General features: G+C 60.4%; 11 protein-coding genes. 5 read left to right on the top strand and 6 right to left on the bottom strand.

All coding sequences use genetic code 11. The features are described 5' to 3' along the window. The first annotated feature begins 146 nt into the window (after positions 1 to 146). A complete protein-coding gene (locus I2D41_RS09340; RefSeq protein WP_195364320.1) occupies positions 147 to 1,967 on the top strand; it encodes an adenine deaminase in 1,821 nt (606 codons plus the stop codon). 198 nt (positions 1,968 to 2,165) lie between these two features. Then, a complete protein-coding gene (locus I2D41_RS09335; protein WP_006235286.1) occupies positions 2,166 to 2,960 on the top strand; it encodes a Cof-type HAD-IIB family hydrolase in 795 nt (264 codons plus the stop codon). 107 nt (positions 2,961 to 3,067) lie between these two features. On the opposite strand, the gene I2D41_RS09330 is transcribed toward I2D41_RS09335, so the two are convergent. The 6 genes from I2D41_RS09330 to I2D41_RS09305 all read right to left on the bottom strand — a co-directional run bounded on the left by I2D41_RS09330 (position 3,068) and on the right by I2D41_RS09305 (position 7,677). Next, positions 3,068 to 3,910, bottom strand: a complete 843-nt coding sequence (locus tag I2D41_RS09330; protein WP_195364319.1) for a Cof-type HAD-IIB family hydrolase — start codon at positions 3,908 to 3,910, stop codon at positions 3,068 to 3,070. An 87-nt stretch (positions 3,911 to 3,997) separates the two neighbouring features. After that, positions 3,998 to 5,416, bottom strand: coding sequence for a citrate synthase (locus I2D41_RS09325; RefSeq protein WP_195364318.1), 1,419 nt, complete (start codon positions 5,414 to 5,416; stop codon positions 3,998 to 4,000). Positions 5,417 to 5,493: 77 nt separating this feature from the next. Next, a complete protein-coding gene (locus I2D41_RS09320) occupies positions 5,494 to 5,781 on the bottom strand; it encodes an ACT domain-containing protein (RefSeq protein WP_006235289.1) in 288 nt (95 codons plus the stop codon). A gap of 396 nt (positions 5,782 to 6,177) precedes the next feature. Next, a complete protein-coding gene (locus I2D41_RS09315) occupies positions 6,178 to 6,885 on the bottom strand; it encodes a site-specific integrase (protein ID WP_267471613.1) in 708 nt (235 codons plus the stop codon). An 18-nt stretch (positions 6,886 to 6,903) separates the two neighbouring features. Then, the gene (locus tag I2D41_RS09310; protein WP_006235292.1) at positions 6,904 to 7,155 is read right to left on the bottom strand and encodes a helix-turn-helix domain-containing protein; all 252 of its coding nucleotides are present in this window, start codon (positions 7,153 to 7,155) and stop codon (positions 6,904 to 6,906) included. A gap of 9 nt (positions 7,156 to 7,164) precedes the next feature. Continuing rightward, positions 7,165 to 7,677 carry a hypothetical protein gene (locus I2D41_RS09305; RefSeq protein WP_195364316.1) on the bottom strand — a complete coding sequence of 171 codons (513 nt, stop codon included), beginning with the start codon at positions 7,675 to 7,677 and terminating at the stop codon, positions 7,165 to 7,167. Between the two features lie 135 nt (positions 7,678 to 7,812). Between I2D41_RS09305 and I2D41_RS09300 the strand changes: the two genes are divergently transcribed. From I2D41_RS09300 to I2D41_RS09290, 3 genes are all read left to right on the top strand, one after another. Beyond that, a complete protein-coding gene (locus tag I2D41_RS09300) occupies positions 7,813 to 10,035 on the top strand; it encodes a hypothetical protein (RefSeq protein WP_195364315.1) in 2,223 nt (740 codons plus the stop codon). Positions 10,036 to 10,040: 5 nt separating this feature from the next. Further along, a complete protein-coding gene (locus I2D41_RS09295) occupies positions 10,041 to 10,781 on the top strand; it encodes an ABC transporter ATP-binding protein (RefSeq protein ID WP_195364314.1) in 741 nt (246 codons plus the stop codon). A 153-nt stretch (positions 10,782 to 10,934) separates the two neighbouring features. Continuing rightward, entirely contained in the window at positions 10,935 to 12,743 is a 1,809-nt protein-coding gene (locus I2D41_RS09290; protein WP_195364313.1) for an ABC transporter ATP-binding protein, read from the top strand. The last annotated feature ends 25 nt before the right edge of the window (positions 12,744 to 12,768 follow it).

The raw sequence follows: 12,768 nt of genomic DNA, 5'->3' as shown, positions 1-12,768 counted from the left end.
GATAGGGGCTGCGGGGGCAGGTTGGCGGTGCCGTTAAGCGAAAGGGGTGTTAGCGGGGCCTTCTTTTGGGCATACAATGGCTATTGGCTTGCTGCGGTGAAGGCTCGTCCGCTCCGCAGCTTTTTTCTACGGTTAAAGGAGTATGTATGTCCGTTGAGGTCATGAGGTCCGTGATCGAGGCCGCCGAGGGCCGCGTGCCTGTCGACACGCTGTTTACCAATGCGCAGATTGTCGACGTGTACGGTCAGCGCGTGGCGCCCGGCAGTGTTGCCGTCAAGGACGGCGTGATTGTCGGCGTGCTCTACGACGGTCGCGACGATCCCGCCGGCACCTACGAGGCGACCGAGGTCATCGACTGCCAGGGTCGCTACATCGCCCCTGGTTTTATCGACGGGCACCTGCATATCGAGTCTTCGAACATCCGCCCTGCCGAGTATGCGCGCATGGCGGCGACACGCGGCACCACCACAGCCATTGCCGACAGCCACGAGATCGCCAATGTTTCCGGTCTGGACGGTCTGCGCTTTATGATCGAGGACGGTCGCCGCGCACCCATCTCCATCAAGTACATGATGCCCTCGTGCGTGCCCGCGCTGCCCGACGAGCAGGCCGGCGCCGTCATTTCGGCCGCCGACATGCAGGCGTTTTTTGCCGAGCATCCGGGCGACGTTTTTGGCCTCGGCGAGATGATGAACCTGCCGGGCGTCTTTATGGCCGATCCCGAGACCTGCGCTCGTATCGACGCTGCTAACCAGACGCCGTCCAAGCAAGTCGACGGCCATGCGCCACTTGTCGCCGGCAAGGACCTCAACGCCTATGCCGCGGCGGGCATTATCGCCGACCACGAGTCGACGATCCCCGAGGAGGCGCTCGATAAGCTGTCCCGCGGCATGTATGTGATGCTGCGCGAGGGTACGTGTAGCCACGACCTTGCCAACTTGTCGCCGATGCTGTTGGAGAACCCCGCCCGCGCCCGCCGCTGCTGTTTTGCGACCGACGACCGCGCTCCCTCCGATGCGCTTTCGGCCGGCATGATCGACAATGCCTGCCGCGTGGCCATCGAGGCCGGTATTGACCCCGTGGTTGCCATCTCTATGGCGTCCCTTTCTACGGCCGAGGCGTTTGGCCTGGACCACGGTTGCCGCGACCCGCACGAACTGCGTGGCGCCATCGCCCCGGGCAAGCGTGCCGACCTGCTGGTACTCAACGACCTGACGTTTGCCACGGCTCCGCATCGCGTATATGCCGCCGGTGCTCTGGTGGCGCAGGATGGCACCTTTGTGGGCGAGATTGCACCCGAGATGGCCGAGGTTGCGGCCCTTGCCGATGAGCTGCGCGCCTCCGTTAAGCTGCCGAAGCTTTCGCTCGACGTGTTTGACTATGCCTTTAAGCCGGGCGAGGCCGTTATCGATGTCATCCCGGGTATGGCTATCACGGGTATGGCCCGCCCCGAGAGCGCCGAGGACTTGCGCCGCATTATGCTGATCGAGCGCCATGGCCGCGGCGTGTCGCTGCAGGCCGAGGGCGCCGATGGCGACGGCCCCGCTGGCCTGGGCCTGGTCGGCAAGCATATCGGTCGCGGCTGGGTGCGCGGTTTCACCATCACCGGTGGTGCCATTGCCTCCACGATCGGCCACGACTCGCACAACGTGTGCGTGGTGGGCGACAATGCGGCGGATATGATGGCTGCCGTTGAGGCCGTGGGCCAGGGCGGCCACGTGCTGGTGCGCAACGGCGAGGTCGTGGCGCGCATTCCGCTGGCGCTCGGTGGCCTGATGAGCGAGGGCACGGCCGAGGACGTTGCCGCGCAGCACGACGACTTTATGGTCAAGGCGCGCGCCATGGGCATTGAGCCGCCGCTCGACCCCATCATGGGCATCATCTTCCTGCCCCTGCCGGTCATCCCGACGCTCCGCATCCGCCCCGAGGGCATGTTCGACGTCACGACCTTCACCTACGCCGACTAGTCATCGGGGACGTTTTTAAACGACTGGCCGTCGGGGTGGCGTGTCGCCTGACGCCGCGACCGTGAGGCCTCTGGCATGTGTGAACTATTTGCCAGGTCCTTGTAACGTTTACGCCCGCGGAGTCTTATCTGAGCTTCCTCTGGGTACGTTGGAATCGGATACACGTTCGATTCCAACAAGCCCGAAGGGAGCTTTTCTATGTTTAAACTGATTGCATCCGATATGGACGGCACACTGCTTGACGAAAACGGCCAGGTGCCTCCCGAGACCTACGAACTGATTCTGGCGCTACACGAGCATGGCGTGCATTTCGCCGCATCGTCAGGTCGTCGCTACGATCGCCTGTGCGAGTTCTTTGCGCCCGTTCGCGACAAGATGGACTTTGTCGCCGCTAACGGCGCCCAGGTCTACGCCGACGGTAAGATGGTAGACCGTGAGGTGTATTCCCACCTGGCGATTCGAAGGCTCGCCCAAGCCGTCAGGACGTTTCCCAATCTGCATCTTGCGCTCTTTGACCGAACCAAGTCCTTCCTGCTCGATGACGAGTGCAAGTTCGTGCGTGAGGTCGATAAGGACCTTCCCAATGCCGAGCGCATTTGGGAGCTGCCCGACCCCAGCGTAAATATCATCAAAGCGAGTATCTTTTGCGACGACAGTGCGGTTATGGACAGTGCGTACGTGCTACAGCGCGAACTTGGTCAGCTCTTTACTTTTGCGCCTTCGGGCAACGCGTGGATCGATGCCATGCAGCCTGGTGTGTCGAAGGCCTCGGGTATCGCGCAGCTCGCGGAGCATTACGGCATTGGACGCGACGAGGTCATGGCGTTTGGCGACTCGATGAACGACTACGAGATCATTCGCTTTGTCGGTACGGGCTGCGCGATGGAAAACGCGCGCCCCGCGCTCAAGGCGGTGGCCGATCGCGTGGTGGGTTGTAATCGCGACCACGCCGTCCAGCAGGAGCTCCGTCGCGTGCTGGAGAGTCTCTCCTAATCCGGCAGATGGGGACGTTCCTTTTCTGTCGGCAATGGGGGACAGTCCTTGCAGCTTTTTCGCGAAGACTGTCCCCAACGACTAGTCATTCAAGAACGCCCCAATGACTAGGCGAGGGCGGCCATGATGGTGCGGGCGACGCCGTCGTGGTCGTTGTCGAACTCGGTGATGGCGTCGGCGGCGTCGCGGTCCTCGGGCTCGGCGTTGATCATGGCCATGCCGTGGCCCGCCGCCTGCAGCATGGGGATGTCGTTGATGTTGTCGCCGAACGCCCAGGCGCCGGCGAAACGCTCGCCCAGATGCTCACATAGCCACGTGAGGGCCGTTCCCTTGGTGGCGCCCTTACCCATGACCTCGATATTCATGGTGTAAGAACGCGTGACCTCAATGCCTTCGAGCGTGTCGAGCGCCGCCGCGATGGCGTCGCGATCGGCCGGGTTGTGCCAGTACATGGCGATGCGTTCGAGTGTCTCGACCTCGTCGATCTTGCTGTCGATATCCATGTCGATCGGTGTTCGTGTGCGCTTAAGCGAAGCCGCGATGTGGGGGTCGCCGCCGCAGAATTCGTCCAGGCGCGCGTAGAGCGAGCGGGGGAGGAAGCACTGCCCGTCCGCGAAGATATCGAAGGTCACATCGAGGCCGGCTGCAATGCTATGGACGCGGTGGGCGATGGCGCGGTCGAGCGGTCGGCTCAAAATGCGCGTGGCACGCGAGGCATCGGTGGGCACAACGTCGTCGAGCTGCCAGACGCTGGCACCGTTGGCGCAGACCGCGTAGTGTACGGCGGGGTGGGCGAGGATGGGCTCAAAGATGCCCGACAGAGGACGCCCCGTGCAGGGCACAAACTCAATCCCACGTCGAGCGAGTTCGTCGAGCATTGCCCAGGTGGCGTCGCTCATCTGCTTATCACTCGTCAGCAGCGTTCCATCCATATCGGAAAACACAATCATTCGCTGCAATCCTTTCTACTGGCATAAAAAGCGTGGCCGAGGGCGGTGATGCCCTGGCCACGCTCGGGTTCTATAACGGTCTGCGTCCTAACGATCGGCGAGCGGCTTGTACTCCAGCGGCTCGATAACCGGGCGATACGCGGGACGGATGATGCGGTGCGCGCAGAAGAGCTCTTCCATGCGGTGCGCGGACCAGCCGGCCATGCGGGCGACGGCGAACAGCGGCGTAAAGAGCGTCTCGGGCACGCCGAGCATCTTGTAGATAAAGCCCGTGTACAGGTCGATGTTGGCACAGATGGGCTTGGTCATGCCGTGATCGCGCATCACTTGCGGGGCCAGGCGCTCGATGCGCTCGATGAGTGCGAACTCCTCGCCCAAGTCCTTCTTGGCGGCAAGCGTGCGCGCGTAACGGCGGCACACCTCGGCGCGCGGGTCGCTGAGCGTATAGACGGCGTGGCCCATACCGTAGATGAGGCCCGTGCCGTCGAAAGCCTGCTTGTCGAGGATCTTGCCCAGGTAGGCCGCGACCTCGTCCTCGTCCTCCCAATTGGAGACGTGCGCACGGATGTCCTCGTGCATGGACACGACCTTGGCGTTGGCGCCGCCGTGGCGCGGGCCCTTGAGCGAGCCGATAGCCGCGGCGTAGGCGGAATACGGGTCGGTGGCCGAGGAGGACAGCACGCGGCAGGCAAACGTGGAGTTGTTGCCGCCGCCGTGCTCGGCATGCAGCATGAGCATCACGTCGAGCAGCATGGCTTCGTCGCGGGTGAATGCCATGCCGCCGCGCAACACCTGCAGGATAGTCTCGGCGGTGGAGAGGCCGGGTGTGGGGTGCGGTACATGAACCTCGGAGCCGCGGCGCTTGGCGACCGAGGCCATATGCGCGAAGGCGGCGATGGGGGGGAGACGGGCGAGCATGGAGATGGCGACGTCGATTTCGTGCTCGGGTGTAATGGCGTCGGGCTCGGCGTCGAAGGCGTAGAGCAGCAGCACGGCGCGCTGGAGCACGTTCATGATGCTCGACGACACCGTGGTCATAGGGAACTCTTTGACGTATTCGTCGCTCAGATGTCTAAAGGCGCCCAGGCGCTCGCAAAAGCCGTCGAGCTCTTCCTTGTTGGGCAGCGAACCCGTGATAAGCAGATAGGCGACTTCCTCGTAGCCGTAGCGATTCTCGGCCTGGGCATTGTTGACCAGATCCTCGATGCTGTAGCCGCGAAGCGTGAGCTTGCCCTGATCGGGCACGACCTTTCCGTCGACCTTGTTGTAGCCGTGCACATCCGAGATGCGAGTGAGGCCCGCGACCACGCCCGAGCCGTCGGCATTGCGCAGGCCGCGCTTGACATTGTGCTCGACAAACAGGCCCTCGTCATAAGGGTCGGTCGGCAGGCCGTGGTAGAGGTTTTCGCTCTCAGGTGAAATCTGGCGGCTTGCTTCGTAATCCAGAACCAGGCGGCTCAAGTGGTCATCGAAGCGGTAATAGATTTTCTTGGCGTCGTAGGCCATGCGCGCTCCTCTCCGGGCCGCATCGGGGTGACTTGCATGGGCATGCGCGCGTCAGGCTATCCCCAGCGGCTTGCTCGCTACAGGCGGTACATAAAGTTGAAGACGTCCTCGCGCTGGATGGACACGTTGACGCCCGAAAGCTCGCCGGCCTCGGCCAGCGCCTTCTGCAGCTCGGCGAAGTCGAGCTTGGACTCGGCGGTATCGGCCAGCATGGTCATGGTGAAGATGTCCTCGATAATGGACTGCGTGATGTCGCGGATGTCGACGTTGGCCTCGCCTAGGACACGGGTGACGCCGGCGACGATGCCGGGGCGGTTCTTGCCAAGGACGGTGATGACGATACGGGAGGACGAGATCTCGGCCATGGGAAACCCTTTCGCGTGATTGCGGCGCGCGCGGGGCGCTCCGCTACGGTACAGTGTTCATCATTGTACCTGTCTGGCGCAAAAAAGGTGCGCTCGCTGCGGCGTTACATGCCTGCAACATGAGCGTAAGGGGGAAGGCCGTACGGGGAAGAGCCGTCTGGCGCGTGTCCGGCTCGTGTTGGGTTGATTTCCGATCTCAGCCGAACACATTGAGCGGACAGGCCGTTCCCGCAGTCAGCCGAACGCCTCCGACGGCTGATTCCGAACTGGAAGCGGAGGGCATCCCCGCCCTTCGGTAGGGGATACCGCTCCGCGGCGCATGCCGCGGGCGGCGCCCCTATCGGACCACCGTGACCTCAGTTGGGATGGGCCCAGCACTGCCGCGTACTCGGTGAGCTAGAGCCAACTGTTCGTCTTCACGTCGCGTATGACGATATTTCGGTCGTCCGGCTCGGTGATGCCGTAGCCGAACGCCTGGAGCGTCTCGATGGACTCCTGGATCCTCTGTTGGAACATGGGACCCGGATCGACCCTCGGCCCGAGGTGCCCGCGCCAAAGGCACGGCGTGGCGCGCAGCATGTTATGGAGTTTGGAGATGGGCTCGATGTCGGCGTAGACGTTGAGCGTCGCCATGGCGTCCTTGTGGCCGAGGATCGATTGGAGCGCCTTGATATCGCCGCCTTGGCGGATCCACTGCGTTGCGAACGTGTGGCGAAGGCCGTGGAACGTGATCAGCTCGTCGTTGGTGCCCATGAGGCCGTTGGTCTCCGAGAACGTCTTGAACGCCCTGCGGATATAGCTTGTCGTCGCGAAGGTCGCGCCCGGCTCCGACAGGATGTAGCAGTCCCCGATCTCGACCGCCCCGGTAAGGCCGCGCAAGCGCAGCTTTCCGCAGTCGATCTCGTGGGTCTCCTTCAGGAAGGGGAGTAGGCCGACCGGGTCGATGGGGATACCCCTGGCGTCATGGGTCTTGGCGTCCTTGATGAACGAGCCCATCCCCTTCGCGTACGCCACCGAGTGTCTGATCGAGATCAGGCCCGTCTCGAAATCCACATCGCACCACCGAAGGCCGCAGACCTCGCCGATTCGCATCCCCGTGTGCAGGGCGAGTACGACCGCCCTCTAATCCTCGGCGGACCAATCGAGTCCGAACTCCTTTCGGGCATCCTCTTCGCTCATGACTTCGAGAAGGTCTCCGGGTTGGCAACGAAGGGCGAGGCATAGCTGCTCGAGTGTGTTGAAGCGAATGCCGCGAATATGCCCTTTTTTAATACGGGACAGGTTCACGGGCGTGGTTCCAATCCTTTCGGCAAGTTCGTTCGAGGAAATCTTTCGCTCGGCCATGATCTTGTCGAGGCGAACAATTACGGGCATGGCGTTTCCTTACGCAATCTCGTCGGAGTCGAGGTACAGCTCTCGGGCGTACAAGAAGAGCTGGGAAAGCATGAACAGGACGATGCCGAGAACCAGAGAGGTCCAATCGAATGATGAAGCGATCTCTTGGGCGCCGACGGCCCCCTCGCCGCCAAACATCGAAACGGAGGTTTTGAGTGAGCCGGCGTAGAGGCTGGTGGCAGCTTGAACAACGAAGAGAATGCCGAGCACCTTCAAGCATGTCGCAGACCCTTTCTTGAAGGGGTCTCCGCTCTTGATCGTCCACACGAGAACGGCGCTGAGGATGGTCGTAGCGATACCGATGACGGCAGGGACCAATGTCGAGATCGCAAGGGCTGGATATGCGGGGGAGTCTGCAATTACAGGGTTGTTGAGCACTTCGATTGCTGGCTTTAAGGAGAACGCCACTTGTGCGATGGCGGTGACGCAAAGGGCTGTAGAGGCTATCGCACACGCGATACGGAAGGAATGAAGCCGGGGAGTGCGATTGTCAGAACTCATAACAACCTCCGAAGAATTTAAAAAACTCAGGTTACTTTTTAACAGTTTATGTTAAATTGACTTTGCCGGCAAGTAATAAGGGCCGAGCATTTTGTTCGGCCCCTCTGTTCCGACTGGATGAGGTTAAGGTTGGCGATGAATATGCTCAAAATCTCGAAGGCGATCTTTAGGTCGCTTCTCTCCTCCAGGTCGCTCTGTGTTGTCGTTGTTGTGTTGATGGTTCTTTGTGCTCTGCCCGTCTTCAGGAGCGTGGCTGGCATCGACGGACGGGTCGAATACCTCGAGTCGGGAATAACCCGTGTTGAGCAGGAATTGTCAGCATCCTATGCGGATGCGCTTGTGAATGCGGGGGAGGACGGTGTCTATACCTCTTCATCAAGCATGCCCGCGCTTCTGTACCCTCTTGCCGCGGGACGTCTTATCTTGGCACCGCTCTCTCCCCTACTTCCGTTTCTGCAGATATCGGATGGAGAGTACACCTATTATGACGGATCGAAGGAGTACTTGCTATGGGTCGCAACGGCCGTTGCCGTCTCGTTCCTTGCCGCGCGTCTTAACAAACGTGAAAAGCTCATCATCCAGGCACCGATGGGCGAGCTGGGTAGACTTGTTGCATCGAGCGTATGGGCGAGTGTTTTTGCAATGCTTGCCGTCCTCGCCATCAATCTTCCAGGGATAATCGCCGCGCTTGTGAAGAATGGCCCGGGCTCGCCGTTCTATCCGATAGGCTACATTCAATATGCGACTCCGGTTATCAAACCGGCTTGGCTGGTGTTCGCGCAGACGGCCATCTTGCAATTCTTGGTGGCAGCGTTCATCTCGCTTGTCGTTCACCTTGCCGTGAAGATTGCCAATAACCCTACGCTTGGAATCGTGTTCGTATGTGCCCTGATGGGGGTGACGATGGTTCCCGGGTATTACGGAAGATCCATCGCTTTACGTGAGTTCGCCCTGTTGAATCCCCTTACGTATGCGAACACTGAGTTGACCGTCGGCGCCTATAGCCCGTACCCGACAACGCAGATAGTGAATCTGCCTGGACTTTGCTTCGAGCGTGGCGCGATTGCCCTCGTATGCGCAATCGGGATCGAGGTGCTGGCAATTAGCCTGCTTTGCGTTGCTGGAAAGAGCGGCTGCGCGTGCCCGATATCCCCGATTTGTCTTGAGAGAGGTTCCTTCACTGCATCGAGAACGGCAACTCGTTCGAGCGCTTGTGCCTCCGCCGTTGCATACGTAAGAACGATGGGGAAACTGCTCCTGCGTTCTCCTACCCTCGCCGTATGCGCGATTGCAATGTCGACGACGATGCTGGCCCCGGCTCTGGTCGAGATGTTTCCTGACGCTGATAACGTTTCCGCTGTTCGGTATAGGGATGGGGAGCTCCGTTCAATAGATCGGTATCTAGAGCAGAACGCTGCGAATATGGACGTCGAGGGCAAAGCGGCCCTGGAAGACATGCGGGATGCTCTTTCGGGTTTCGTGTACGCGCCTATGCCTGCGGAGGGGTTTCGAAGCCTTGCGACGTACGAGCGCGCTCGAGGTGAGCTGGGCGCGGCAGATGCGACTCTCCTGCAATCGATCGGAATCGAGCCGGAGACTCCTTCTCGTGCGGAGGCGCGCGCCCTTCTGCTTGAGTCGATCGCGAGCTTGCCGGACCCCAAGGTTTACGAGTTAAGTACGAAGATGCCCCCATTAATCCTCCTTTCGTATCTCCAGGCAGCGCTTCCCTCCTTATTTTTGCTGTTGCCCGTGGTTGTCACATCGCTCGCGTGTACCCACCTGCAGTGTCGTTCCCTTCTGGTTCTCCAGATCCCCGCAACAGCGCATGTGCGTTTTCTGACGGCTGTTGCGCTGGCTCTCCTGCTTGGCTTGGTGCTGCTTTTGGTGTCGATGGTTCCCGCTGTCGTTGTGTCCGTGATTAAGAACGGTGCGGGTGGATCGGAGTATCCCGTCGCTCTCATTCGGGCGGGAGCTTCGACAACGTCCATGGTGGGGGAGGCGGTGTTGTGCAGTATTCCGTTGCTGGTCATGGCATACGGCGTGATTTCCGTCGTCGCTGCGTTGACAGCAGCGATTAGCCGCAACCCCGTTGTCACCGGAATGGTTTGCGCGGTTCTCTTGGTGTTGGGTTCGTTGAGCGCTCATGTTGAAAGCGTGGGCATGGGCGTCGCGCTGCTGGCTCCATTTGCCTCGTTTGATCCCGCTTCCCAGGTGGGGACGATTGGGTTCCTTGGGCGAGGGACGAACGCGATGCCTTTTGGAGAGGTCGTCGGCGCATCGGGCGCTCTGCTGGTGGTCTTGGGCGCCGTATCTCCGTTGATGGTGCGCCTGAGTGTTCCAAAGATCGAAAGGGGATGATCTCGATGATTGACCTTCAAACGCTGACGATCTCTTATGGAAAGAAGGTGCTCGTAGATTCGGTGAACGCTGAGTTTGCCCCGGGTACGGTCTACGGTCTCGTCGCTCCGAACGGGCATGGAAAGACGACGTTGCTGCGTGCGATGGCAGGTTTGCCGGGTCCTCGCGTGGACGGGAGCATCGTTCTGGATGAGGTGCAGGGTACGGGTGCGAGAGAGGTCCGTTCTATGATCTTCTATGCACCTGGTGAGGGGACGCTGCTGTATCCCGGATTGCGTGCGGAAGATCACCTCAAGATGGTTTGCGATATGTGGCCGCATGCTCGCGATATCGAAGAGATAGTGGAACAAACGCAGATAGGCGAGTTCGCGAAGATGAGGATCCGCACTCTGAGCCAGGGCATGAAGCAGCAGCTTACCCTGGCGATTGCGTATGCGACGGGTGCGCGGTACCTTCTATTAGATGAGCCCATGAACGCGCTCGACCCCAGCAGGGTGGACTTGCATTCCGAGATTCTCAGGAAGCTGGCCGATTCTGGTACGTGCATCATCATGTCATCCCACATCTTGGATTCGGTCGATAGGCTGTGCGATGAGATTCTGTTTTTGAAGGATGGGAGGCTCATTAGAAGCATTCCGCAAGATGATGCTGCGCCGAAGTCTCCTGGATCCCATTTCGCAAAGCCTGCCGGACGCGCCGAGAGTGCGCTAAGCACGTATCGGCGACTCTACGAAAAGGGCGGGTAGAAATGCAAGTTAAAAATCTATGTGGCCAATGTGATACCGTTGAACCCGCGTATCGATACCGCTCAGCCATTCGCCTCGCCCCCGTCGCACGCATCTTCATTCGGTCTGTCATTACTAATCTAACGATGCTTTGAGAAATGTAGGTGCTTCTAAATGTACTGTCGACTTCTTCTCAAACTAATCCTAAGAGACAGGGCCGTATGGATCTCTACGCTCGTTCTTGCCGCAGCCTTCTCCATCCCCATTGCGTTCAATTCACCCATCTACGGCCCCTTCTTTATGAAGCAGGGCATGCAGGGCTTTGTCGACGCATTCAATACGCGCGCACCCCAAGCCAACGGCATAGACCTATCGCCAGAGCAGCAAGTCGACGCGGAGCTTGCAAGATACGCGAACGCCGCCCTTGCCGCTCAAACCGACGCCGCCTTTCTCGATTCTGCCGAGAGCTACTACGCGCTCATGGACGAAGGCTTCCAATCCGGATCCATCGTGGGAGACCGAGAGACCAATGACGCGGCGCTCGCATATTGCCGTGCTCTGAGCAGTTCCGGCATCACGCACATTCCAGCCTCCGCAAGCGATCTGCCATTCCTTTCCTTCCTGCCTTACGCCATTGCCATGGTGCCGTCTTTCCTTCCCTTCATTCCCTTCCTTCTCTCGTCGATACTCCTGCTCGGGGCCACAAGGCCTGCGACCCTGGCGGCGAAGGCGCCCGTGCCCAAATTCCGGCGCCTTATCCAGAACGTGTTTTCGATAATCGTCGCGGGGACCGCGATGCTCCTCGCCGGCCTCGCACCCGGGGGCATTTACGCCTTGGTCCTAAACGGCTTCGGGCAAATTGGGTACCCGATCGCCTTCTTCCATGACGGCGCGCTTGCCACCACGACCGCGGGAAACGTCTTCACGGACCTGCTTCTCGCGCTGCTTGCGGGCGGAACCTTGATATCCGTTTGCTCCGTCGTCCTATCGACCGCAACGAGGCGCGTCTTCGCAGGCCCCCTTACCTCCGCGCTGCTTGTCGCGGCCCCGGTATTCCCGTTACTGTCCGATTCGGCGCTGGAGCATAGTGCCGCGCTCAATCTCCTGCCGCTGGCCGTGTTCTCGCCTATCGAGGCAACGGGTTACGTAGGATGCTTCCCGACAGAATTCATTGGCTCCGGTTCAAGCGGTGCATCGATGCTTGCCGTGGCCCTGGCATACGTCGCGGTCCTTTTTGCGGTCGGCGCCGTTGCGGCACGTTCGCCCAAACAGGCTGGACCCGCTAAAAAGCACCATGGGCTCGAGCTTCTGGACGCGAGCGTGGGATACGGGAGCACGACGATACTTTCAATCGGGTCGCTTTTCCTGAGCCCGGGAACGGCGGCGGGCCTCGTTGCTCCCAACGGCTCGGGGAAAACCACCCTCCTGGAAGCGCTGTCGGGCCAATTTCCCACCCGCATCCGCTCGGGAAGCCTGTTGGCAGACGGAATCTGCCAACGTCGATCAGCCGAATTTGCAGGACTCGTCTACCTGAGCTCTTCGGGCGGCGCGGATCTCTACCCCACGATATCGGCCATCGAGCACCTTGCTTTCGTTAGGGAGGCGTGGAAATCGGCCGCCGACATCGACTCGCTCTGCAGCTCCCTCGGAATCTCCCCATATCTCGACAAGCCGACCCGTAAACTCTCGACAGGGATGAAGCAGCAGGTAAAGCTTGCCATGGCGATAGCGACCGGTTGCCCGTACCTCATCCTCGATGAACCGCTGAACGGCCTCGATCCGGGAAAGCGGAAAACCTCCTGCGACGCGATGCGCAGCGAGGTGGCGCGGGGACGAAGCGTGCTCATTTCAAGCCATCTGCTCGACGACCTGGCAGACCTCACCGACTCGTTCTACTTCATCGATGCCGGCGCACTCGTGGAAAAGACCGAGTCGTCCTCGCAGACGCTCAAGCAGGAATACCTCGATACATACGAGAGATGAATGTGGGGGAGTGTTCGGATGAAGT

It is taken from the genome of Collinsella aerofaciens (assembly GCF_015552075.1).
Classification (GTDB): domain Bacteria; phylum Actinomycetota; class Coriobacteriia; order Coriobacteriales; family Coriobacteriaceae; genus Collinsella; species Collinsella aerofaciens_Y.
This window is presented reverse-complemented; position numbering and strand designations above follow the sequence as displayed.